This is a genomic window from Listeria ivanovii subsp. londoniensis, assembly GCF_000763495.1.
GTDB classification, from domain to species: Bacteria; Bacillota; Bacilli; order Lactobacillales; family Listeriaceae; genus Listeria; species Listeria londoniensis.
This window is the reverse complement of sequence record NZ_CP009576.1, coordinates 1,633,959-1,656,345: the sequence shown is the minus strand read 5'-3', so window position 1 is coordinate 1,656,345 and position 22,387 is coordinate 1,633,959. Positions and strand designations below refer to the sequence as shown.

The following is a 22,387-nucleotide window of genomic DNA, read 5'->3' as shown; positions in this document are numbered from 1 at the left end:
GATTTTTGAAGAGAGGATGGAATGTGTGCCAAAGATTTTGGTCGATGCCGACGCCTGTCCAGTGAAAGCGGAAATAAAACAAGTTGCTGAAAAATTTCAGTTAGATGTTATTTTTGTGGCCTCTTTTAACCATTATTCTCTTAATACAAAAGGAGAGCATTGGATTTTTGTGGATACTGGAAAAGAATCAGCGGATATGCGAATGATGAACTTAGCAAAAAAAGGCGATATTATCGTAACTCAAGATATTGGCCTTGCTAGCATCTTACTTGCAAAAGGCACGTATGTTTTTTCTAATCGCGGAGAACTTTATCGAGAAGAAGAAATGTCATTAATGTTAGATATTCGCTATAGGCATGCCAAAGATAGGCAACAAGGCAAATATAGTAAAGGTCCAAAAGCAATGAATGATCAAGATAGATTGCTTTTCAAAGACCAGATGACAACATTTTTGCAAAATAAGTAAATAGGAGTTGACTGTCAGCATGGCGCGGATTCCTGAAGAAGTAATTGATCAAGTCCGGAATCAAGCGGATATAGTCGATATTATTGGTAATTACGTTCAACTAAAAAAACAAGGTCGTAATTACGCTGGTTTATGTCCTTTTCATGGGGAAAAAACACCCTCTTTTTCTGTGTCACCAGAAAAGCAGATTTTCCATTGTTTTGGCTGTGGAAAAGGCGGAAATGTTTTTTCATTTCTCATGGAACATGATGGACTAACTTTTGTTGAAGCAGTAAAAAAAGTCGCGGATATGAGCCATTTGGATGTTGCAATTGAACTTCCTGAAGAGCGAGATACTGCTCACTTACCAAAAGAAACTTCTGAAACAGCAAAAATGGTAGAAATGCATCAACTCACCGCCAAACTCTATCATTATATTTTGATGGAAACAGAAGAAGGAACAGCCGCTCTCACTTATTTAAAAGAGCGTGGTATGTCAGAACAAATGATGGCGAATTTTCAAATTGGTTTTGCTCCAAACCATCATGCAACCGTTACTTCTTTTCTAGAAAAAAGAGGAATGGATTTACAGCTCGCAGGGACAGCGGGACTTTTGTCTGAACGTGATGATGGGCAAATGGTGGACCGGTTCCGTAATCGAATAATATTCCCTATTACGAATGACCGTGGACAAATTATTGCTTTTTCTGGACGTTTATTTGACCGTGATGATGGGCCAAAGTATTTAAATAGCCCTGAAACCCCGCTTTTCAACAAAAGACGCACATTATTTCATTTTTCAGAAGCAAGACAAGCCATTCGAAAACAAGAAGAAATTACACTTATGGAAGGCTTTATGGATGTCATTTCTGCTGAAGAAGCAGGCATTCAAAATGCGGTTGCTTCTATGGGGACAAGCCTTACAGAAGAACATGCAGACTTAATCAAACGGCTTACTAGTCGAGCAATTATTTGTTATGATGGGGACCGAGCTGGAATTGAAGCAGCTTATAAAGCTGGAACACTTTTAGTAGAACGAAATCGGTTAGATGTGTTTGTCCTCCAACTACCTGCCGGAAAAGACCCAGATGATTTTATTCGGTCAAGTGGAGCTGATAAATTTAAAGAAATATACAAGCAGCAGCGGATGACTTGGACCGCCTTTAAAATCCATTATTTGCGCAGAGAACGTAATTTACAAAATGAAACAGATCAAATTGGTTACATTGATGATTGCTTGCGCGAAATAGCCAAGCTAGATCAAGCGGTTGAACGAGAGTTATATTTAAAACAACTTGCTGATGAGTTTGAATTGACGATAGAAACCTTAAAGCAACAACTTCAGCAATCTATCAAAACAAGTCAAAAGTCGCGCCAAACTGCTAGCTATAATGAACCGCCAATAGATGATTCTTTTATGGGAATAATTCCACAAGAAAATCCGGAAATATTGTTTTCTTTTGAACAGCCGATGCAAAAACTATCCGCGCACACAACCGCGGAACAGCAACTCATGAAGGCAATGATGGAAAGTAGAGACAGCTTTCTGTTAATTAAGCAACTTCTTGGCGAAACAGAATTTTATCATGACAACTATCAAGCACTTTATACCTACTTAATTGGCTACTTTGCGGAAGGCAATGATGCTGATCCAAATAAATTTATGGATAGCGTGCAGGATGTTGCAATGAAAGGCTTAATTAGTAGCCTTGAAATGGTTATTAGCCCAGAAGAGCAAGGTCGGCTTCAATTTGAAGACTATATTAGAAGCCTCAAGCGGTTTAAGCTAGAGCAAAAAAAGAAAGAACTTGAGCAAGAGCTCGCCGGATACAACCGAGATAATGACAAAGAAAATGAAATTCGAGTGATGCTTGAAATTGTCCAACTTAACCGCCAATTAAACAGTGGTCAATTGGATTAATAACGTTTTAAAACCGCTAAATGATGGTATTATTACCTAAGAGAAGCCTTTTAATAAGGTGAGCGGCATTTTGGAAGGAGGAATACAGGCAGTTATGAGTGATAAAACACCAAACACAAAACCAGTTGCTGAACTAAATGTTGAGCAAGTAAAAGAAGCCCTAATAGAAGAAGGTAAGAAAAAGGGGATTTTAACTTACGCCAAAATTGCTGCCAGATTAGCTCCATTTACATTAGATTCCGATCAAATGGATGAGTATTTAGAACACGTTGGCGAAGCAGGAATTGAAGTTTCTGATGATGCTGATGATGAAGATCCAGATGAAACAGAACTTGTCAAAGAGGAAACAGAATCCTTTGACTTAACAGATATGAGTGTACCACCAGGCGTGAAAATTAATGATCCCGTTCGCATGTATTTAAAAGAAATTGGTCGAGTAGATTTGTTAACCGCTGATGAAGAAATTGCTTTAGCGAAACGAATTGAAGCTGGCGATATTGAAGCAAAAGGTCGCCTTGCAGAAGCCAACTTGCGTCTAGTAGTAAGTATTGCCAAACGTTATGTTGGTCGTGGGATGTTATTCCTTGATTTAATCCAAGAAGGTAACATGGGATTAATGAAAGCCGTTGAAAAATTCGACTTTAACAAAGGATTTAAATTTAGTACGTATGCAACTTGGTGGATTCGTCAAGCAATCACTCGTGCTATTGCGGACCAAGCTAGAACTATTCGTATCCCCGTGCATATGGTAGAAACAATTAACAAACTAATCCGTGTTCAACGCTCGTTACTACAAGATTTAGGGCGCGATCCTTCCCCAGAAGAAATTGGAGAAGAAATGGATTTACCAACAGAAAAAGTTCGGGAAATCTTGAAAATCGCTCAAGAACCTGTTTCACTTGAAACGCCAATTGGAGAAGAAGATGATTCGCACCTGGGAGATTTCATTGAAGACCAAGATGCAACTTCACCTTCTGACCATGCGGCATATGAGTTATTAAAAGAACAATTAGAAGATGTACTCGATACACTAACAGATCGCGAAGAAAATGTCCTTCGTCTACGTTTTGGTTTAGATGATGGACGGACACGCACTTTAGAAGAAGTTGGTCGTGTATTTGGTGTCACTCGTGAAAGAATTCGACAAATCGAAGCAAAAGCATTACGTAAATTACGTCACCCAAGCCGTAGCAAACAATTAAAAGACTTCCTGGAATAAATGCACAACCGGGCAGGAGGACAAATCGTTCTCCTGCCTTTTTAATGAAAATGAAAGTAGGGACCCAAAGTGAACGAAGAGCAACTTTCTAAGCGGCTAGAAAAAGTCGCTTCATACATAACGAGTAATGAACGCATTGCCGATATTGGTAGTGACCATGCTTATTTACCATGTTTTGTTATTAACAATAAAACAGCCTCATTCGCAGTAGCTGGAGAAGTAGTAGATGGCCCCTTTAAATCCGCTCAAAAACAAGTACGTGCTTCAGGCCTTGCCGCGCAAATTGATGTCCGAAAAGGAAATGGTTTAAAAGTAATTACAGAGGAGGATGCGATTGATACGATTGTTATTGCTGGAATGGGTGGCACTTTAATTAGAACTATTTTAGAAGAAGGCACAGCCAAACTTGCTAATGTAAGCAAACTCATTCTCCAACCAAACATCGCGGCATTCCAACTAAGGGAATGGTCTGAAAAAAATAACTGGACAATTACTGCAGAATCGATTTTGCGAGAAGACAACAAAATCTATGAAATTATCGTACTCAAACCTTCTAGAGAACCAGTGAACTGGACGGAGCAAGAAATCTTTTTCGGCCCGTGTCTATTGAAAGAACAAAATGCAATATTCAAAAGTAAATGGCGTCATGAAGCAAATACTTGGCAAAATATTATCCAAACAATTTCAACTAATCAACCAATATCAAATGAAAATCAAGCGAAAATCCGTGAATTAGAACATAAAATTGCATTAGTAGAGGATGTGCTAAAATGAAAGTTGCAAGTGGATATGAATATATTGCAATTCTTGAAAAAATCGCACCTAAAAAACTAGCGATGGAAGGCGACCCAATCGGATTACAAGTTGGGGATTTGTCTAGAAAAGTAAGGAAAGTCATGTTTACATTAGATGTTCTAGAAGAAGTAGTAGACGAAGCCATTGAAAAAAAGGTAGATTTAATTATTGCTCACCACCCATTTTTGTATCGACCGACGCACCAAATTGATACAACAACTAAACAAGGGAAAATGATTAAAAAGCTAATTAAGCATGATATTACAGTATTTGCTGCCCATACTAACTTAGATGTAGCAAAAGGTGGTGTCAATGATATTCTAGCAGATTTACTTCGATTACAGGACACTACCTTCATTGAAGAAACCTACACAGAACCTTACTGTAAAATCGCGGTATATGTTCCAGAAAATGATCTTGAAGCCGTTCGCTTAGCTTTAGTCAATAATGGAGCTGGCAAAATTGGCACAGAATATAGCGAATGTACTTTTCAAACAGATGGAATAGGCTCTTTTAAGCCAAGTAGCAACGCAAAACCTACTATTGGTAAAAAAGGACAATTAACGAATACTCCCGAAGTGAAAATCGAAGCTGTTTTTCCAGAACATTTAACAGAAACTATTACAAAAGCTGTGAGAATTGCCCATCCATATGAAGAACCAGCAATGGATGTGTATCGCTTAGAAAATCTTGTGTATAAAGAAGGGCTAGGACGCATAGGAACGTTACCGAAAAAAATGGGTATGATAGCATTTATTGATAAAATAAAAACCGCTTTTGCAGTGGAAAATGTACGTTTTATTGGGGATTTAAAAACAACTGTAAAAAAAGTTGCGATTATTGGTGGCGATGGCAATAAATTTATTCATAAAGCCAAAGCAACCGGTGCAGATGTTTTTATTACAGGGGACGTATATTATCATACTGGGCATGAATTACTTGCGATTAATTTACCAACAATTGATCCAGGGCACAATATCGAAAAAGTTATGAAAGGTTACTTAAAAACCAAAATAGAAGAACAAGCAAAAATTTTAGATTACGAAGCAGAATTTATTGTCTCAGAAGTTAATACGGATCCTTTCCAATTTTGCTAATAAAAACTGGCTATTTCTTAATTAGATAAAAAATAGCCGGTTTTATTTTTCTGTTTTGGATAACTCGCTTTGATTGTTTTGATAAAGTTGTCTTATAGCGCGCACGAATGACTTAATCTGTGCTATAATGGCTACTAGGTATAGAACGGAGTGGAAATATTTTATGACGAAGAAATCAAGGTTTGACCAATTTGGCTTTCAACCTTTTATTGGGCTTGCAATAGATAAATTAGGATTTTACGAGCCGACAGAAGTACAACAAAAGCTAATCCCAGGTATTCTAAAAGGGGAAAGTATCATTGGACAATCGCAAACAGGTACAGGGAAAACCCATACTTTTATTTTGCCAATAATTAACAATGTGAATCCAGAAAAAGATGCCGTACAAGCAGTTATTACAGCACCTAGTCGTGAGCTTGCTACCCAAATTTATAATGAAATTCGCAAAGTAACCAAGTTTAGCGAAAAAGAAATCGCTGTTCAACTTGTTATTGGTGGTACGGATAAACAACGTGCGATTGATAAATTAAAAAAACAACCACAAATTATTGTCGGAACACCTGGTCGGATTAATGATTTAATTCGTGAGCAAGCTTTATTTGTTCATACAGCGAAAACATTAGTTATCGACGAAGCAGACATGACACTTGATATGGGATTCTTAAACGATGTAGACCATATCGCTGGAAAAATGCCCGCTAACTTGCAAATGCTTGTTTTCTCGGCAACAATTCCGCAAAAATTAAAACCATTTTTAAGTAAATACATGGAAAACCCACGCTATGAGCATATTCAACCAAAAGTAGCTGCATCTAAAACAGTAGAACATCGGATTATGGCGACTCGCAGCCGTGATAAATTAGACTTACTTAAAAACGTTTTAGTTGGTTCACAGCCTTATTTGGCGATTGTTTTTACAAACACAAAAACAACTGCGGATGAAGTAGCGAACGGTTTAACAGAACGTGGACTAAAAGTTGCCAAAATTCACGGTGACGTTAACCCACGCGAACGTAAACGAACGATGAAACAAATCGAAAACTTAGATTATCAGTATGTAGTTGCAACGGATTTAGCAGCACGTGGTATTGATATCCAAGGTATTAGCCATGTTGTCAATTACGAACTACCAGATGACTTAGATTTTTATATTCACCGAACTGGTCGTACTGGTCGCGCAGGACATTCAGGTATCGCGTTAACTTTATTTGAACCAGCTGATGAAGATCGTCTAAACCAACTAGAAAAAATGGGCATCGAATTCAAGCATGTTGATTGGAAAAACAAAGAATTCGTTACACTAGAAGACCGCAATCGTCGTGCCAAACGTGAAGCTAAACGCGAAACAGCAGATCCACGTGAAATTGGTATGCGTAAAAAAGCAAAACAAAAAGGAAAACCAAATTACAAAAAGAAAATCAACTATAAAATGAACGAAATTAAACGTCGTGAAAGACGGAAAAAACGATAAGTGAGGAATGAATTTATGTTAAGACTAGGTTCTCATGTATCTATGAGTGGTAAGAAAATGCTTCTTGGCGCAAGTGAAGAGGCTGCTTCTTATGGCTCAAATACGTTTATGATTTATACTGGAGCTCCGCAAAATACGCGAAGAAAGCCAATAGAAGAATTAAATATTGAAGCCGGCTTAGAACACATGAAAGCTCATGATATGGCTGATATCGTGGTACATGCTCCTTATATCATTAATATCGGTAATTCTGTCAAACCAGAAACCTTTGAACTAGGGGTTAATTTTTTACAATCTGAAATTGTCCGTACACATGCACTTGGAGCTAAGCAAATGGTGCTTCATCCAGGCGCTCATGTAGGTGAGGGTTCAGACAAAGGAATGAAACAAATCATTCAAGGTTTAAATGAGGCTCTTATTCATGACCAAGGCGTCCAAATTGCTTTAGAAACGATGGCTGGAAAAGGGTCTGAGTGTGGTCGTACTTTTGAGGAGTTGGCACAGATTATTGATGGTGTGACGCACAATGAATTATTATCAGTCACTTTTGACACTTGCCACACGCATGATGCTGGCTATGATATCGTGAACGACTTCGATGGTGTATTAAATGAATTTGATAAAATCATTGGCATTGATCGCTTAAAAGTGTTGCATATCAATGATAGTAAGAATGAACGTGGAGCTCATAAAGACAGACATGCCAATATTGGTTTTGGACATATTGGCTTTGACGCGCTTCATTATATTGTGCATCATCCGCAGCTCACAAATATTCCAAAAATCCTTGAAACTCCCTATGTAGGTGAAGATAAAGCATCCAAAAAACCACCATATAAGTGGGAAATTGAGATGTTAAAAAACGGTAAATTTGACCCAGATTTATTAACTAAAATTCAAAACGATTAAAAGGAGACGAAAATAATGACAAAAACACTTGTATTCGGTCATAAAAATCCAGATACAGATACGATTTGTTCTGCCATTAGTTATGCAGAATTAAAAAAAGCGCAAGGAGCAGACATTGAAGCTGTTCGTTTAGGGGAACTTAACAGTGAAACTGCATTTGTTCTAGATTATTTCCAAGTAACAGCTCCTCGTTTAGTTAGTACAGTAGCAAATGAAGTCTCAGAAGTTGCACTTGTGGATCACAATGAACACCAACAAAGCGTAGCAGATATTGCTGAGGTAACTGTTGTTTCGGTTGTTGATCATCATCGTATTGCTAATTTTGAAACAGCAGATCCGCTTTATTATCGTGCAGAGCCAGTTGGTTGTACAACAACCATCCTTCTGAAAATGTTTCGTGAAAGCGAAGTGGAAGTGAGTAAAACAATTGCTGGACTAATGCTTTCGGCGATTATTTCTGACACATTACTTTTTCAATCACCAACATGTACTAACGAAGACAAATTAGCAGCTGAAAAACTAGCATTAATTGCTGATGTAGATATTCAAACATTTGGAATGGATATGTTAAAAGCTGGTGCTGATATTAGTAAAAAAACAATTGCTGAATTACTATTAGATGCAAAAGAGTTTAATATGAATGGTAATAAAGTGGAAATTGCCCAAATTAATGTGATAGACGTAGAGGATGTTTTAAGTCGTCGAGCTGAAGTAGAAGCACTTATGACAAGCATTATTGCTGAAAAAGGTTTAGATTTATACTTATTTGTTATTACTAATATTCTTACCAATGATTCTGTTGGTATTGCTATTGGAGAAAAAACGGATGTAGTGGAAAAAGCTTATGGAATCAAATTGATTGATAACCAAGCTCCTTTACAAGGTGTTGTTTCTCGTAAAAAACAAGTAGTACCAATTCTAACCGATAGTTTTTCTAAATAATTTCAATTTCCTGGAGATGATTCTCGTTTCATTTCCAGGTTTTTTGTCGTTTGTTTTAATTCGAAGTTATTACGATTTACAATTGGACGATTATTTTATATACTAGTAAAAGCAGCAAGCAAATACTGCCAAAGGAGAATATGAATGAACAAAATCATAGAGATAAATGATGTAAGTTACCATTATGATAAAGAACATGCCTTAGAAAACATTCATTTTCAAGTAGAAAAGGGTAGTTTTACGGGGCTTATAGGTCCAAACGGTTCAGGGAAGTCAACGATATTAAAACTAATCTTAGGGGTTCTAAAAAAGCAACAAGGCAGTATTTCGCTATTCGGGAAAAAACAATCTGATTTTAAAGATTGGGTTAAAATTGGGTTCGTGTCACAAAAATCTAATGCTTTTAATTCTGCGTTCCCGGCGACTGTAAAGGAAGTCGTTGCCAGTGGTTTGACAAAGAAAAAAGGATTATTTAAAACATTAAACGGGGCGGATAAAGACGCAATAGACTATGCGCTAAATAAAGTAGAAATGACTCCATACTTACATCGAAATATTGGAGAACTTTCTGGTGGACAACAACAACGTGTTTTCATTGCTCGTGCACTAGTTAGCCGTCCAAAATTACTCATTCTAGATGAGCCAACTGTTGGTGTTGATGTCGAGAATGTGAAGGCTTTTTATGAACTTCTTCAAGAGTTAAACCGCACAGAACAAATGACGCTCTTGCTTGTAACACATGATGTGATGGCAGTTAACACTTACGTTAACCATGTTATTAGCATAAATAAACGAATTATTTTCGATGGTTCTGCGCATGAATATCAGCATTATTTAGCAGACCGAGAATTTGAAATATTAGCAGAGCAACGTCGAAAGGAGGATGATTGCATTGATTGCGACACTTCTCCAGTATGATTTTATCAGAAATACGTTTATTGTGGGTTTAGTAATAGGTGTCATTGCACCATTATTAGGAAGTTTTATTGTAGTTAGAAAGCTTTCCCTAATGGCAGATGCGCTGAGTCACGTCACGCTAGGCGGAATTGCGGTTAGTTTGTTCTTAAGCAAAACCTATTTACCACTTGCGACACTTAATCCACTTTATCTTGGTTTCGGATTTTCCGTTGTCGGTTCATTATTAATGGAAAAATTACGCACTGTCTATAAGCACTTTGAAGAACTGGCGATTCCAATAATTATGTCGGCAGGTATGGGTTTTTCTGTTATTTTCATTTCACTGGCAAATGGCTTTAATACAGATTTATTCAGTTATTTATTTGGTAGTGTGAGTGCCGTCAGCCGAACAGATATGATGACTATTGTTGTGATAGCTATTATGGTGTTTATTGTCATTTTAGCATTATATAAAGAACTATTTTTGTTATCTTTCGATGAAGAATACGCTCGAGTTTCGGGGTTGAAAGCAAAAGTATTTGATATCATTTTTATGGTTTTAGTCGCACTTGTTATCGCGTCATCTATGAGAATCGTCGGAATTTTGCTTGTCTCTTCATTGATGACTTTACCAGTTGCAGCAGCGATTCGCCTTGCAAAAGGTTTTAAACAAACTATTCTATTATCCATTTTATTTGGTGAAATCGCCGTTACCGGTGGGTTATTTACCGCTTATTATTTAAATCTAGCACCTGGTGGGGCAATCGTTATTATTTCTGTGTTGATTTTAATCATCACGATTCTATATCAAAAAATCCGCCAAAAAATCTTAATTTCAAATCGAGGTGAGAAAAATGGCACTTACAGCAACTGAAGCTCTGATGAAAATGAAAGAAAAAGGCTATAAACACACAGATAAACGTGAATTTCTAATTAATTTACTCGCTCAAAAAAATAGCTATTTAACTGCAAAAGAGGTCTTGGAAAATATGAAAGATGATTTTCCAGGAATAAGTTTTGATACAATTTACCGAAACCTATCTTTATTTGTGGAACTAGGAATTTTTGAGGAAACAGATCTTTCTGGTGAACGGAATTTCCGCCTTGCTTGTACACATGAGCATCATCATCATCACTTTATTTGTATGAAATGTGGTAAAACGAAAGAAATTATGATGTGCCCCATGGATTTTTTAACCGAAGCATTACCCGGTTACCAAATCGATGGCCATAAGTTTGAAGTTTATGGCGAATGCCCAGAGTGTTTGCAAGCTTCTTAATAGCAAATGGTACGAGTTGCTTCAAAACTCGTACCATTTTTATTTTCGACATAATGTTCATAGTTATTTCATATTTACTTCTCATTCTGGACACTTTTTTTGGTTAAAGTAAGAAGTAGCCGAAAGAAGAAGGAGAGGAATAGTTTGACAAAATTAAAAAAAGTGATGATTTCCTTCATAACAGCAACATTACTCATTCTTGCAGGATGTGGTAGCAGCGCTGTCGTGAAAACTGATGCAGGAAGTGTCACACAAGATGACCTTTATGAAGCGATGAAAACGACGTATGGTAATGAGGTCGTACAACAACTTACTTTCAAAAAAATCTTAGAAGATAAATACACTGTTACGAAAAAAGAAGTTAATGCTGAATACAAAAAATATGAGGAACAATATGGTGACTCTTTTGAATCAACACTTGCTTCAAGTAACCTGACTAAAACTTCTTTCAAAGAAAATATTGAATATAACTTATTAGTCCAAAAAGCAACGGAAGCTAATATGGATGTTAGTGAAAGTAAGTTGAAAAAATATTATAAAACATGGCAACCAGATATTACTGTTCGCCATATACTAGTAGATGATGAAGATACAGCAAAAGAAATTCAAACCAAGCTTAAAAATGGTGAAAAATTCACTGATTTAGCTAAAGAATATTCTACCGACACAGCTACAAGTACAAATGGAGGACTACTTGATCCGTTTGGCACCGGGGAGATGGATGAAGCATTTGAAAAAGCTGCTTATGCTCTCAAAAATCCAGATGATATTAGCGGAATTGTAAAATCCAGCTATGGTTATCACCTAATTCAATTAGTGAAGAAAACGGATAAAACTACTTATGCAAAAGATAAAGCAGCGGTGAAAGCTTCCTATATTGAGTCACAACTAACTTCTGAAAATATGACTGCCGCACTGAAAAAAGAACTAAAAGCGGCTAACATTTCTATTAAAGATAATGACTTAAAAGATGCGTTTTCAGATTATACATCTACAAGTACAACAACAACAACCTCTAATTAAGCTTAACTCGGATCCACCCATAAATAAAAACCCTTTACTGGTTTTGATTCCCGTCAAAAACACACGCCAGTAAAGGGTTTTTCTATAGTATTAAACGAATCACTGCCATGGAAATGATGCCAACAATTACAATCCACATCAAATTTTTTGTTAAAATAGCCGTAATGATAGTTGGCATAGAAGCAAGCAGATTTTCTAGGTTAATCAAAGGGAAGTTGTTTGCTCTAGTGATAAGCAAACTTTGCACAAACAATGCTGTTAGGATTGCTAGCGGAACAAAAGATAGAAAGCGAATAACAACAGCAGGTAAGGCTAATTTCCGAACGAAAACAAATGGAAGCACTCGTGGAATAAAAGTCACAATCCCACATCCGATAATTACAAACAAAGTATATGTGTTTATTGCCATTTTTCTACCATCACTCCCATCAAACAACCTAATAGAGTAGCTAGTAAAATAGCTATTTCAGGTGTTGTAAATCGCATGAAAATAACTAGAAATATCGCAACCATCAGCATTACAAATAAACTAACAGCCATTTTTTTGCTTTTATCACTGACAACTTGTAAGTAAAGCAAGCCGATAAACATTGCTGATAGAGCAAAATCAAGACCGAATTGTTCCGGATTTGGTAGCCAATTACCAATGAAGGCTCCGACTATACATGCTGAAATCCAAGCAAGATAGGCTGTCACATTTATGCCGTGCATCCATTTTGCGCTAACCGGCTTTTTATTCCCAATATGATTCATTGACACCCCAAATGTTTCATCTGTAAGTAACGAACCAATTCCGATATTATTCCAGAGTGAATATTTCTTAAAGTGAGGAGCCTCAGCCATCCCCATTAAAAAATGCCTTGAATTAATTAAAAATGTAGTAAAGATAATTGCAGAAATCGGACTTTGCAATAATAATAATCCAGATATGATAAACTGGGCAGCTCCAGCATAAACTATAATTGCTAGTAAAGTTACTTCTAGGACGCTTAAATGGGAGGCTTTCCCAACAACTCCAGCTGCAATCCCAATGCCAATATAACCGAGTACAGTTGGTAAACATGCCTTTACACCATCATAAAAACTCAATTCTACTTCTTTTTCCAAAAAACTCTCCCTCCCAGACTAGAAGCAGTTATTCTAGGGTGTATACTATTGTAAGCTTCAATCAAATTGATTTTCTAATCATACCATTTTCAAGACGCAAAATCACGCCTATTTGGGCACGGAAAAACCACTTACAAAAATGTAAGTGGCTCAGTTTTATGGTTTGATAGTTGGTTCGGCTGGCGGAATGGAGCGGATTGCAAGGAAAACAAAAATCATACTCACAACCATATTGATTTCCATTCCAAACGGAACGATTATCTGTAAAGCTTCCATAACCATGGTGAAGACTGCGGCTAAAGTGATACTGTAAGAAGCCATCATCCAGTTTTGACGGAAGGCAATACCGGTTCGTCCAAAGCCGGATAAAATAAAGCCAAAAAGTGCATATAGAGCAACTCGGAAGAAAACCGATCCAAGTGTAAAGATGAATAATACAAGTAACGCAATCGGGATAAAATATTTCGCTAACGATTCAATAGAGGTATATAAATTAACTAAATCGTCTTTATCGCTAATACCGGCCGTTTCATAACTAAATGATTGCGAAACACCAGCCGCTGTAATATAAATACCATCCGAAAGAAAGGCAACTGCACTATCATACGAAGCTATTTTATTATCGACATCATCTTTATCAAGCGTTCCAGAAGCATCAAAATAAATATGTAATTGATCTTGATCGATAGAGATGGGTAAGTTTTTAACAGTTTCATCTGTTAAAACAAGTTTTCCGTCTGCCACTTTAAAATTTGGGATTTCATTCGTGATGGTTTCTTCGCCAACTTTCAGCGCATTTTTTGTCGTAACACTTGTAAAGTATGCTAATGGAAGGAAAGTAACAAATGATAAAACGATGATATAAACGATACTTTTTCTAATTTTATCATTTCGAAACGATGCAATATCCGCAGGGGAATATAAACTTTTCCAGAAGCGCTTAAAAATATTCATTTTTCTTTCAACACCTCGCCTAATGGTTTAACTTTTCAATTTCCGGGAAAAGGTACATGTATGTGCAAAAGAACATACTTTTTCCACCCAACCTTAATCATAGCTTGAAATGATGGCAAAATCAATATTGAAACATCACTGAGCAGAAAAATTGCAAGCATTTCTGAGGCGTGGTAGGCTAAATGGTGTAAAGAGAAACGTTATTTAAGGTGTTACATAGTTCTATGGAAATAGGGTCTATAACTTTCGCCTTACAATGTAATTTCTTTTCACATAAATAATAAACAATCCGAGGAGGAATTTTTAATGACTTACGAATTACCAAAATTACCTTATACTTATGATGCTTTGGAGCCGAATTTTGATAAAGAAACAATGGAAATTCATTATACAAAGCACCACAATACTTATGTAACAAAATTAAATGAAGCAGTTGCAGGACACGCAGATCTTGCGAGTAAACCTGTAGAAGAATTAGTTGCTAATCTAGATAGCGTTCCTGAAGACATTCGCGGCGCAGTACGTAACCATGGTGGTGGACATGCTAACCATACATTATTCTGGTCTATTCTTAGCCCAAATGGTGGGGGTGCTCCAACTGGTAACTTAAAAGCAGCCATCGAAAGCGAATTCGGCACATTTGATGAATTCAAAGAAAAATTCAATGCGGCAGCTGCAGCACGTTTTGGTTCAGGCTGGGCATGGCTAGTAGTGAACAATGGTAAACTAGAAATCGTTTCCACTGCTAACCAAGATTCTCCACTTAGCGAAGGTAAAACTCCAGTTCTTGGCTTAGATGTGTGGGAACATGCTTATTATCTTAAATTCCAAAACCGTCGTCCTGAATATATTGACACATTTTGGAATGTTATCAACTGGGAAGAAGCAAACAAACGCTTTGATGCAGCAAAATAATTATCGAAAGACTCACTTAGGTGGGTCTTTTTTTATTTCTAATGAATTTCTAATGAACTTACAGTGGAAAAATGATGTTTTTTCAGCTACAATAGGGAAAGGTATTATTGAAAAGTGAGGTAACTATGCGTGAAACTAAATTTTAGAAAAAAGAAAAAAGATTCCACTAAGAAAAAACGCGCCATCATTCCACTACGTTTAAATATTCTGTTCTTTATTATTTTTATATTATTCTCCGTGTTAATTTTACGATTAGGAATTGTTCAAATCGTTCAAGGAGATACGTACAAACGTCAATTAGAAGAGACGGATAACGTAACAGTTTCAAAAAATGTGCCACGTGGCAGCATCTATGACCGGAATTACAACTTATTAGTAGGTAATTCTGCGGTTAAGTCAATTACCTATACAAGAAGCCAACAAACAGAAACATCTGAAACGCTTCATGTCGCTCAAACACTTGAAAAATTAATTACGGTCGCTCCAGAAAAATTAACAGAGCGTGATTTGAAGGACTACTGGATTTTAACACACCAAACAGAATCATTGAACCGTTTATCTGCAAAAGAGCAAGCGCTTGATGCTTCCAAAGCTTATAAAATCCAAGTAGAAAATGTGACACAAGCAGACATTGATAGCCTTAGCAAAGAAGACTTAAAAGTAGCAACTATCTATAAAAAAATGACTACTGGTTATGCTATGACAGAGTCTGTTGTTAAAAACAAAGATGTAACCGATGAAGAAATTGCTCGTGTCAGCGAAAACATGGATAGTTTACCAGGAGTAGACACAACAACTGACTGGAATCGCTATTATACCTATGATGAAACATTACGATCCATACTAGGTTCTGTTTCAACTGCAAAAGAAGGTTTACCGAAAGATAAAGCAGAATATTATCTATCACAAGGATATAGTCGAAATGACCGTGTTGGTAAAAGTTATTTAGAAGCACAATATGAAAGTGTCCTTGCCGGATCAAAATCACAGTCTGAAAGTGTGCTTGATTCAAAAGGGAATATTATTGAAACAGTTAGTAAGTATGAAGGCTCTAAAGGAAAAGATTTAGTTCTTTCTGTGGATGTAGAATTCCAAAAAGCAGTAGAAGAAATCTTACGTAAAAACATTTCACAAGGCAAGCAATATGCTGGTTCTGATTTATTTGACCGCGCATTCGTTGTTGCTATGGATCCATATTCAGGGGAAGTCCTTGCACTCGCCGGCCAAAAATTAAATGACAAAGGCAAGTTTGAAGATTATTCACTTGGAACATTTACAACCGCATATGCGATGGGATCCGCGGTAAAAGGTTCAACAGTTTTAGGTGGTATTATGGATGGAGCAATTACAAAAGATACAGTCTTTACGGACCAACCGATTGCTTTAAAAGGAACAAAACCAAAAAGTTCTTGGTTTAATAGAACGGGCGCAGGCAATCGACCACTTGATCCAGTTGGTGCTCTTGAAATTTCATCTAACTCCTACATGTATCAAGTAGCGATGAAAATGGGTGGAGCTAAATATGTGCCTAATGGTCCGCTTAAAGCACCACTAAGTACCTTTGACGACATGCGTTACTACTATAATCAATTTGGATTAGGAGTAAAAACGGGCATTGATCTTCCAGGAGAACAAACTGGTTATAAAGGTGACGACCAAACAATTGGTAAAATTCTCGACTTTGCGATTGGACAATATGATTCTTATACGCCACTTCAAATGGCACAATATGTTTCCACTATCGCTAATGGTGGCTCAAGAATCGCTCCAAGTATGCTGAAAGAAATTAGAAATCCAAGTACTAATGGTGACACTGTAGGAACACTAGCAACTGCCAATAAGCCTAAAGTATTAAATAAAATTGGTGTTTCTGAGAGTGATATGAAAACTGTACAACAAGGATTCTATGAAGTAACTCACGGTTCCACAGGTACTGCTAGAACAGTATTTACTTCTAGCGATTATGATGTTGCTGGTAAAACCGGTACTGCCGACGCCTTTTATGATGGACCAAAAGAGGGTAATAAAATGGCAAGTGTTTGGAATACCACGTTTGTAGGATATGCACCAGTTGAAAAACCTGAGATTGCTATATCTGTTGTTGTGCCATGGATTTATCGTCCATATGGTACAGATCACAAAACAAATATGGCCATTTCTAAAGAAGTATTCGATAAATATTTCGAACTGAAAAAAGAACGTGCAAAAGCAAACAAAAGCGATTCTAAAGTGGAACAACCAATCAACAATAAAAAAGAAGCAGCCGAAGCGCAATCAAAACAAACCGAAAATTAATTAAAAGCCACTTTCATTTTGGTGAAAGTGGCTTTTAATTAATCTAAACTAACAAACAATTAAAAAAATAAGCGGTAAATCATCTAAAAAACTGCGAAATAGCTCCATTTATGGTATGATGAAGTATGTGTAAATTAACCAGATCTCTGTTTTACGGCAAAGAGAAGAGGATTAAATTGAAGGAGGAATTGTAAACTATGACAAAAAGCTATCATGTCGCAGTTGTCGGTGCTACTGGTGCAGTTGGTACCCAAATGATTGAATTACTAGAAGAGGCGGCGACTTTTAAGATAAAGCAAGTTTCATTCTTGTCTTCGGCTCGCTCTGCTGGGAAAAAATTAACTTTCCGCGGTGAAGAAGTAACTATTAAAGAAGCTAAGTCTGAAAGCTTTGAAGGTGTCGACATAGCTTTATTTAGTGCTGGGGGTTCTGTTTCTAAAGATTTGGCGAAAGAAGCAGTTAAGCGCGGAGCAATCGTTATTGATAATACAAGTGCTTATCGAATGGATCCCACTGTACCACTTGTTGTTCCCGAAGTAAACGAACAAGCGATCTTTTCACATAACGGTATTATTGCGAATCCAAACTGTTCAACCATTCAAATGGTGGCTGCACTCGAACCGATTCGAGAAGCTTATGGATTAAATCGTATTATTGTTTCTACTTATCAAGCTGTTTCAGGTTCTGGCGTAAGTGCCATTAAAGAATTACAAGATGGTAGTAGAGCTGTATTAGACAATCAAGATTTTACTCCCGAGATTATGCCAGTGAAAGGCGATAAAAAACACTATCCAATCGCATTTAACGCTTTACCACAAATTGATGTTTTCACAGAGAATGATTATACATATGAAGAAATGAAGATGATCAATGAAACGAAAAAAATCATGGAAGATAATACAATTAAAGTATCTGCTACATGTGTTCGTATTCCTGTAGTAAGTGGGCATTCTGAAAGTGTTTATGTGGAAATAGAGAAAGACGGCGTAAGTGCCAAAGATATCCAAAACGTCTTAAAATCAGCCCCTGGAGTCGTCTTAGAAGATGATCCTGCTAACCAAGTTTACCCACAAGCTATTCAGGCAGCTGGAAAAAAAGAAGTTTTTGTTGGCCGAGTTCGGGCTGACTTAGATGAGAAAAAAGGGTTTCATATGTGGATTGTTTCTGATAATTTACTAAAAGGTGCCGCATGGAATTCCATTCAAATTGCTGAAAGCTTAGTAAAATTAGCGATTATTTAAAGTTATTTTGAGGTGTAGGAAATGAAAATCATCGTACAAAAGTTTGGCGGAACCTCCGTCCAAAATGAAAAAATAAGATTGATGGCATTTGATCATATAAAACGTGCACTTAAAAACGATTATAAAGTAGTGGTTGTCGTGTCCGCTATTGGACGATACGGTGACCCCTATGCAACAGATACACTGTTAGAACTGATTGGTGCGAAAAATACTAAATTGACAGCCAGAGAGCAAGACACATTGCTTTCTGTAGGTGAAACAATTTCCGCTTCTGTATTTACAAATATGTTAAAAGAAGCAAATATAAAAGCAGAAGCGTTTTCTGGCGGACAAGCAGGTATCATTACCACCAGTAATCATTTAAATGCTAAAATTACAGAAGTAGATACAACTAGACTTCAACAAGCACTTGAATCACTTGACGTTGCAGTTGTCGCTGGTTTTCAAGGAGTGGCACTTAATGGCGACATAACAACACTCGGTCGCGGTGGAAGCGATACCTCAGCCGCGGCACTGGGTGTTTCCTTGCAAGCTGATTATATTGATATTTTTACAGATGTTGATGGAATGATGACAGCAGATCCGCGAATCGTTGAACATGCTCGTTCACTTCCGAGAGTAAGTTATAATGAAGTAAGTAATATGGCTTATCAAGGAGCTAAAGTTATTCACCCTCGTGCTGTCGAAATCGCCATGACTGCCAAAATACCGATGAGAATCCGTTCTACTTATTTAGAAAGTGAAGGAACACTTGTCACATCTTTAACAGATGAAGTTGGTCATTTTGATGTCAAAGAGCGTATGGTAACCGGTGTTGCCCACGTAACCAATTTAACACAAGTATCCGTTAAAACTGATACAGTAAAAGCACAACAAGAAGCTTTCAAAATTTTAGCAGATGCTGGTATTAGCTTAGATTTCATCAATATCTCTACTAATTCCGTCATTTTTACAGTCCCAGAAGAAAAACGACAACAAGTCAAGCTTCTATTAGAAGAAGCGGCATTAGAAACTTTTGTTCGAGAAGCTTGTGCAAAAGTCTCTATTGTTGGCGCTGGAATAACTGGTGTACCTGGTGTTACCGCTAGAATTGTAGGAGCATTATCCGAAAAAAATATCCCAATTTTACAATCAGCGGATAGTCATACTACTATTTGGGTATTAGTAAGAGAAGAGGACTTAATTTCGGCAGTCAATGCCCTTCATGATATATTTTGTTTGGAAATTAAGTAAGGAGGAAATGAAAGATGGATTTAGGAAAAGTAATTACAGCAATGGTGACGCCAATTCACCCAGAAAAGAATAAAGTATGCAAAAAAAGAATTCATCATCTCGTGAACCACTTAATAGCAAACGGCTCAGATGGCTTAGTAATCGCTGGTACAACTGGTGAATCTCCCACTTTGTCGCATGATGAAAAAATAAAATTATTTCGTCAAGTCATCGAAACAAACGATGGCAGGGCAAAATTAATTGCAGGGACAGGTTCAAACAATACAGCAGAAACAATTGAACTCACAAATGAAGTAGCAGAACTAGGTGGAATAGATGCAGTATTAATTGTTGCTCCATATTATAATAAGCCTAATCAAGATGGTATATATGCCCATTTTGCTGCTGTAGCAGAGGCATCTGATTTACCAGTGGTTATCTATAATATTCCAGGTCGTAGTGTAGTAAATATCGAGCCAGAGACGATTATCCGTTTAGCACAACTTCCTAATATTATTGGTGTCAAAGAATCTAGTGGGAACTTAGATAATATTAGTGAAATTATTGCCGACACACCTGATGATTTCTTCATTTATAGTGGCGATGATAGTCTAACTTTACCAATATTATCCGTTGGTGGGCATGGAGTTATCTCTGTTGCAAGTCATATTGTTGGAAATGAAATGCAAGAAATGATTCAAGCATTTGAGAATGGAAAAGTTCAAAAGGCGGCTAGCATTCATCGTAGTTTACTTCCACTAATGAAAGGCCTGTTCGCAGTACCAAACCCAGCACCAACCAAATACCTATTAAACCAACAAGGAATTAATGTTGGCCCTGTTAGATTGCCACTTGTAGATTTGAATGCGGAACAAGGAACGAAATTACAAGCTATATTAGAAGGACTTTCTAAATAGTTCAAAGGAGGTCTACGCTTTGACAATAAAAAAAGCGAAAAACATAAAAATCATTCCACTCGGCGGTGTCGATGAAAGTGGTAAAAATTTATATGTTGTAGAAATAGACGAAGATATCTTTATATTAGATGCGGGTTTAATGTTTCCAGAAAATGAATTATTAGGAATTGATATTGTTATCCCAGATTTTAAATATTTAGAAGAAAACAAAGACAGAATTAAAGCGATTTTCTTAACACATGGTCATGAAGACGCAATTGGCGCACTTCCTTATTTACTTCAAAAAATAAAGGCACCTGTTTATGGAACTGAACTGACAATTGCACTTGCTAAGTCTGCACTGAAAGAACATCGCAAACTAAGATTTAAAAATTTCCATATTGTCGATGCGGATACTACGTTATCATTCGCGAAAATTGACGTATCCTTTTTCCGTACAACGCATACTATTCCTGATTCAGTCGGGATTGTTCTGGAAACAAGTGAAGGGGCAATCATCTATACAGGTGATTTCAAATTTGACCAATCAGCAAAAGATGGTTACGCTTCTGATTTAAGTCATATTGCTGAATTTGGTGAAAAAGGAGTTCTTGCTTTACTTTCCGATAGCTCTGAGGCTGAGCACCAAGGAACTACTTCTAGTGACAGCTTAATTGAAGAAGAAATAAGACATGCTTTTCGTATGGCAGATGGTAGAATTATTGTAGCTTGTGTCGCATCAAATTTGATTCGTTTGCAACAAGTTCTTGAGGCGTCTGTAGCAACTAAACGCAAAGTAGCTATCGTCGGCAAAGAATTAGAACGCGTGTTTGAAATTGCTGGTAGTTTAGATAAAATTATTATTGAAGAAGATTTAATCATCCCATTAAAAGATGTAAAAAAATATAATGATGATGAAATTACTATTATTGAAACAGGTAATTTAGGGGAACCAATCCAGTCCCTACAACTAATGACAAAAGGAAATCATCCACAACTTAATATTAAGCCTGGTGACACAGTTTATATAACTACTACACCATCACCATCGCTTGAAACTATGATGGCAAAAACAATAGATATGCTCTACAAAGCTGGTGCAAAAGTATTAACGATGAGTAATACGCTTTTCATCTCAGGTCACGCGAGCCAAGAAGATTTAAAATTAATGATTAATCTACTAAAACCACGTTATTTCGTTCCAGTTCATGGCGAGTATCGGATGTTGATTAGCCATGCTAAGCTAGCTCATGAAGTTGGTATGGCAAAAGCCAATGTTTTCATCGTAGGTAAGGGGGAAATTTTAGAATATAAAAATGATAAAATGACTGCCGGGAACCGTGTGTACTCTGGTAATACACTTATTGATGGTTTAGGCGTAGGAGACGTTGGAAATATTGTCTTAAGAGACCGTAAATTGCTTTCGGAAGATGGAATTTTTATTGTTGTAGTCACATTAAATCGTAAAACAAAAACGATTACTTCTGGACCAGAAATTATCTCACGTGGCTTCATTTATGTTCGTGAATCAGAACATTTAATTGAAGAATCATCTAAAGTAGTGACTAAAATTGTGGAGAAAAATTTACAAGAAACTGGTTTTGAATGGGCTAAATTAAAACAAGATATTCGCGATCAATTAAATCGCTATTTATTTGAACAAACAAAACGACGTCCAATGATTTTACCAATTATCATGGAAGTCTAGTAAGTAAAACTGCTGCACGGTTCGTGTGTAGCAGTTTTTTCGTTTGAAACTAAGCTAGAC

The 22,387-nt window shown here is 36.8% G+C and carries 21 protein-coding genes; 18 read left to right on the top strand and 3 right to left on the bottom strand.

The genetic code is table 11. The annotated features are described in order from the left end of the window. The first annotated feature begins 25 nt into the window (after positions 1–25). The 12 genes from JL53_RS08105 (at position 26) to JL53_RS08050 (ending at position 11,999) form a co-directional block, all read left to right on the top strand. The gene (locus tag JL53_RS08105) at positions 26–466 is read left to right on the top strand and encodes a YaiI/YqxD family protein (protein WP_003719749.1); all 441 of its coding nucleotides are present in this window, start codon (positions 26–28) and stop codon (positions 464–466) included. Positions 467–485: 19 nt separating this feature from the next. Next, entirely contained in the window at positions 486–2,366 is a 1,881-nt protein-coding gene (gene dnaG, locus JL53_RS08100) for a DNA primase (protein ID WP_038407306.1), read from the top strand. A gap of 94 nt (positions 2,367–2,460) precedes the next feature. Further along, positions 2,461–3,585 (top strand): RNA polymerase sigma factor RpoD, encoded by a 1,125-nt coding sequence (gene rpoD / locus JL53_RS08095; protein WP_038407305.1) that lies wholly within the window; start codon positions 2,461–2,463, stop codon positions 3,583–3,585. Positions 3,586–3,654: 69 nt separating this feature from the next. Next, positions 3,655–4,359, top strand: a complete 705-nt coding sequence (locus JL53_RS08090) for a tRNA (adenine(22)-N(1))-methyltransferase (RefSeq protein WP_003719746.1) — start codon at positions 3,655–3,657, stop codon at positions 4,357–4,359. Continuing rightward, on the top strand, positions 4,356–5,477 hold the full coding sequence (locus tag JL53_RS08085) for a Nif3-like dinuclear metal center hexameric protein (protein ID WP_038407304.1): 1,122 nt from the start codon (positions 4,356–4,358) through the stop codon (positions 5,475–5,477). The genes JL53_RS08090 and JL53_RS08085 overlap by 4 nt, the downstream gene beginning before the upstream one ends. Positions 5,478–5,640: 163 nt before the next feature. After that, entirely contained in the window at positions 5,641–6,948 is a 1,308-nt protein-coding gene (gene cshB, locus JL53_RS08080; protein WP_003719744.1) for a DEAD-box ATP-dependent RNA helicase CshB, read from the top strand. A 15-nt stretch (positions 6,949–6,963) separates the two neighbouring features. Next, positions 6,964–7,857 carry a deoxyribonuclease IV gene (locus JL53_RS08075; protein ID WP_003719743.1) on the top strand — a complete coding sequence of 298 codons (894 nt, stop codon included), beginning with the start codon at positions 6,964–6,966 and terminating at the stop codon, positions 7,855–7,857. A 15-nt stretch (positions 7,858–7,872) separates the two neighbouring features. Beyond that, the gene (locus tag JL53_RS08070) at positions 7,873–8,799 is read left to right on the top strand and encodes a manganese-dependent inorganic pyrophosphatase (RefSeq protein ID WP_003719742.1); all 927 of its coding nucleotides are present in this window, start codon (positions 7,873–7,875) and stop codon (positions 8,797–8,799) included. Between the two features lie 144 nt (positions 8,800–8,943). After that, entirely contained in the window at positions 8,944–9,717 is a 774-nt protein-coding gene (locus tag JL53_RS08065) for a metal ABC transporter ATP-binding protein (RefSeq protein ID WP_038407303.1), read from the top strand. Next, positions 9,692–10,570 carry a zinc ABC transporter permease ZurM gene (zurM, locus tag JL53_RS08060; protein ID WP_003719740.1) on the top strand — a complete coding sequence of 293 codons (879 nt, stop codon included), beginning with the start codon at positions 9,692–9,694 and terminating at the stop codon, positions 10,568–10,570. Before JL53_RS08065 ends, zurM begins: the two co-directional genes overlap by 26 nt. Continuing rightward, complete coding sequence (gene zurR / locus JL53_RS08055) at positions 10,551–10,976, top strand: transcriptional regulator ZurR (RefSeq protein ID WP_038407302.1); 426 nt, start codon at positions 10,551–10,553, stop codon at positions 10,974–10,976. Before zurM ends, zurR begins: the two co-directional genes overlap by 20 nt. Positions 10,977–11,120: 144 nt before the next feature. Continuing rightward, positions 11,121–11,999 carry a post-translocation chaperone PrsA1 gene (locus tag JL53_RS08050; RefSeq protein ID WP_038407300.1) on the top strand — a complete coding sequence of 293 codons (879 nt, stop codon included), beginning with the start codon at positions 11,121–11,123 and terminating at the stop codon, positions 11,997–11,999. 82 nt (positions 12,000–12,081) lie between these two features. Here the strand turns inward: JL53_RS08050 and JL53_RS08045 are convergent, their stop codons facing one another. The 3 genes from JL53_RS08045 to JL53_RS08035 form a co-directional block, all read right to left on the bottom strand. After that, complete coding sequence (locus JL53_RS08045) at positions 12,082–12,408, bottom strand: branched-chain amino acid transport AzlD family protein (RefSeq protein WP_003719737.1); 327 nt, start codon at positions 12,406–12,408, stop codon at positions 12,082–12,084. Further along, positions 12,399–13,106 carry an AzlC family ABC transporter permease gene (locus JL53_RS08040; RefSeq protein ID WP_003719736.1) on the bottom strand — a complete coding sequence of 236 codons (708 nt, stop codon included), beginning with the start codon at positions 13,104–13,106 and terminating at the stop codon, positions 12,399–12,401. The genes JL53_RS08045 and JL53_RS08040 overlap by 10 nt, the downstream gene beginning before the upstream one ends. A 156-nt stretch (positions 13,107–13,262) precedes the next feature. Further along, a complete protein-coding gene (locus tag JL53_RS08035; RefSeq protein WP_038407299.1) occupies positions 13,263–14,060 on the bottom strand; it encodes a DUF1189 domain-containing protein in 798 nt (265 codons plus the stop codon). 306 nt (positions 14,061–14,366) lie between these two features. Between JL53_RS08035 and JL53_RS08030 the strand changes: the two genes are divergently transcribed. The 6 genes from JL53_RS08030 (at position 14,367) to JL53_RS08005 (ending at position 22,327) form a co-directional block, all read left to right on the top strand. Then, positions 14,367–14,975, top strand: a complete 609-nt coding sequence (locus JL53_RS08030; RefSeq protein WP_003719733.1) for a superoxide dismutase — start codon at positions 14,367–14,369, stop codon at positions 14,973–14,975. A gap of 129 nt (positions 14,976–15,104) precedes the next feature. Beyond that, positions 15,105–17,270 (top strand): peptidoglycan D,D-transpeptidase FtsI family protein, encoded by a 2,166-nt coding sequence (locus tag JL53_RS08025; RefSeq protein ID WP_038407298.1) that lies wholly within the window; start codon positions 15,105–15,107, stop codon positions 17,268–17,270. A gap of 197 nt (positions 17,271–17,467) precedes the next feature. Continuing rightward, positions 17,468–18,511 (top strand): aspartate-semialdehyde dehydrogenase, encoded by a 1,044-nt coding sequence (locus JL53_RS08020; protein WP_003719731.1) that lies wholly within the window; start codon positions 17,468–17,470, stop codon positions 18,509–18,511. A 21-nt stretch (positions 18,512–18,532) separates the two neighbouring features. After that, complete coding sequence (gene dapG, locus JL53_RS08015) at positions 18,533–19,744, top strand: aspartate kinase (RefSeq protein WP_003719730.1); 1,212 nt, start codon at positions 18,533–18,535, stop codon at positions 19,742–19,744. 14 nt (positions 19,745–19,758) lie between these two features. Then, a complete protein-coding gene (dapA, locus tag JL53_RS08010; RefSeq protein ID WP_003719729.1) occupies positions 19,759–20,640 on the top strand; it encodes a 4-hydroxy-tetrahydrodipicolinate synthase in 882 nt (293 codons plus the stop codon). A gap of 19 nt (positions 20,641–20,659) precedes the next feature. Next, positions 20,660–22,327 (top strand): ribonuclease J, encoded by a 1,668-nt coding sequence (locus tag JL53_RS08005; protein WP_003719728.1) that lies wholly within the window; start codon positions 20,660–20,662, stop codon positions 22,325–22,327. The last annotated feature ends 60 nt before the right edge of the window (positions 22,328–22,387 follow it).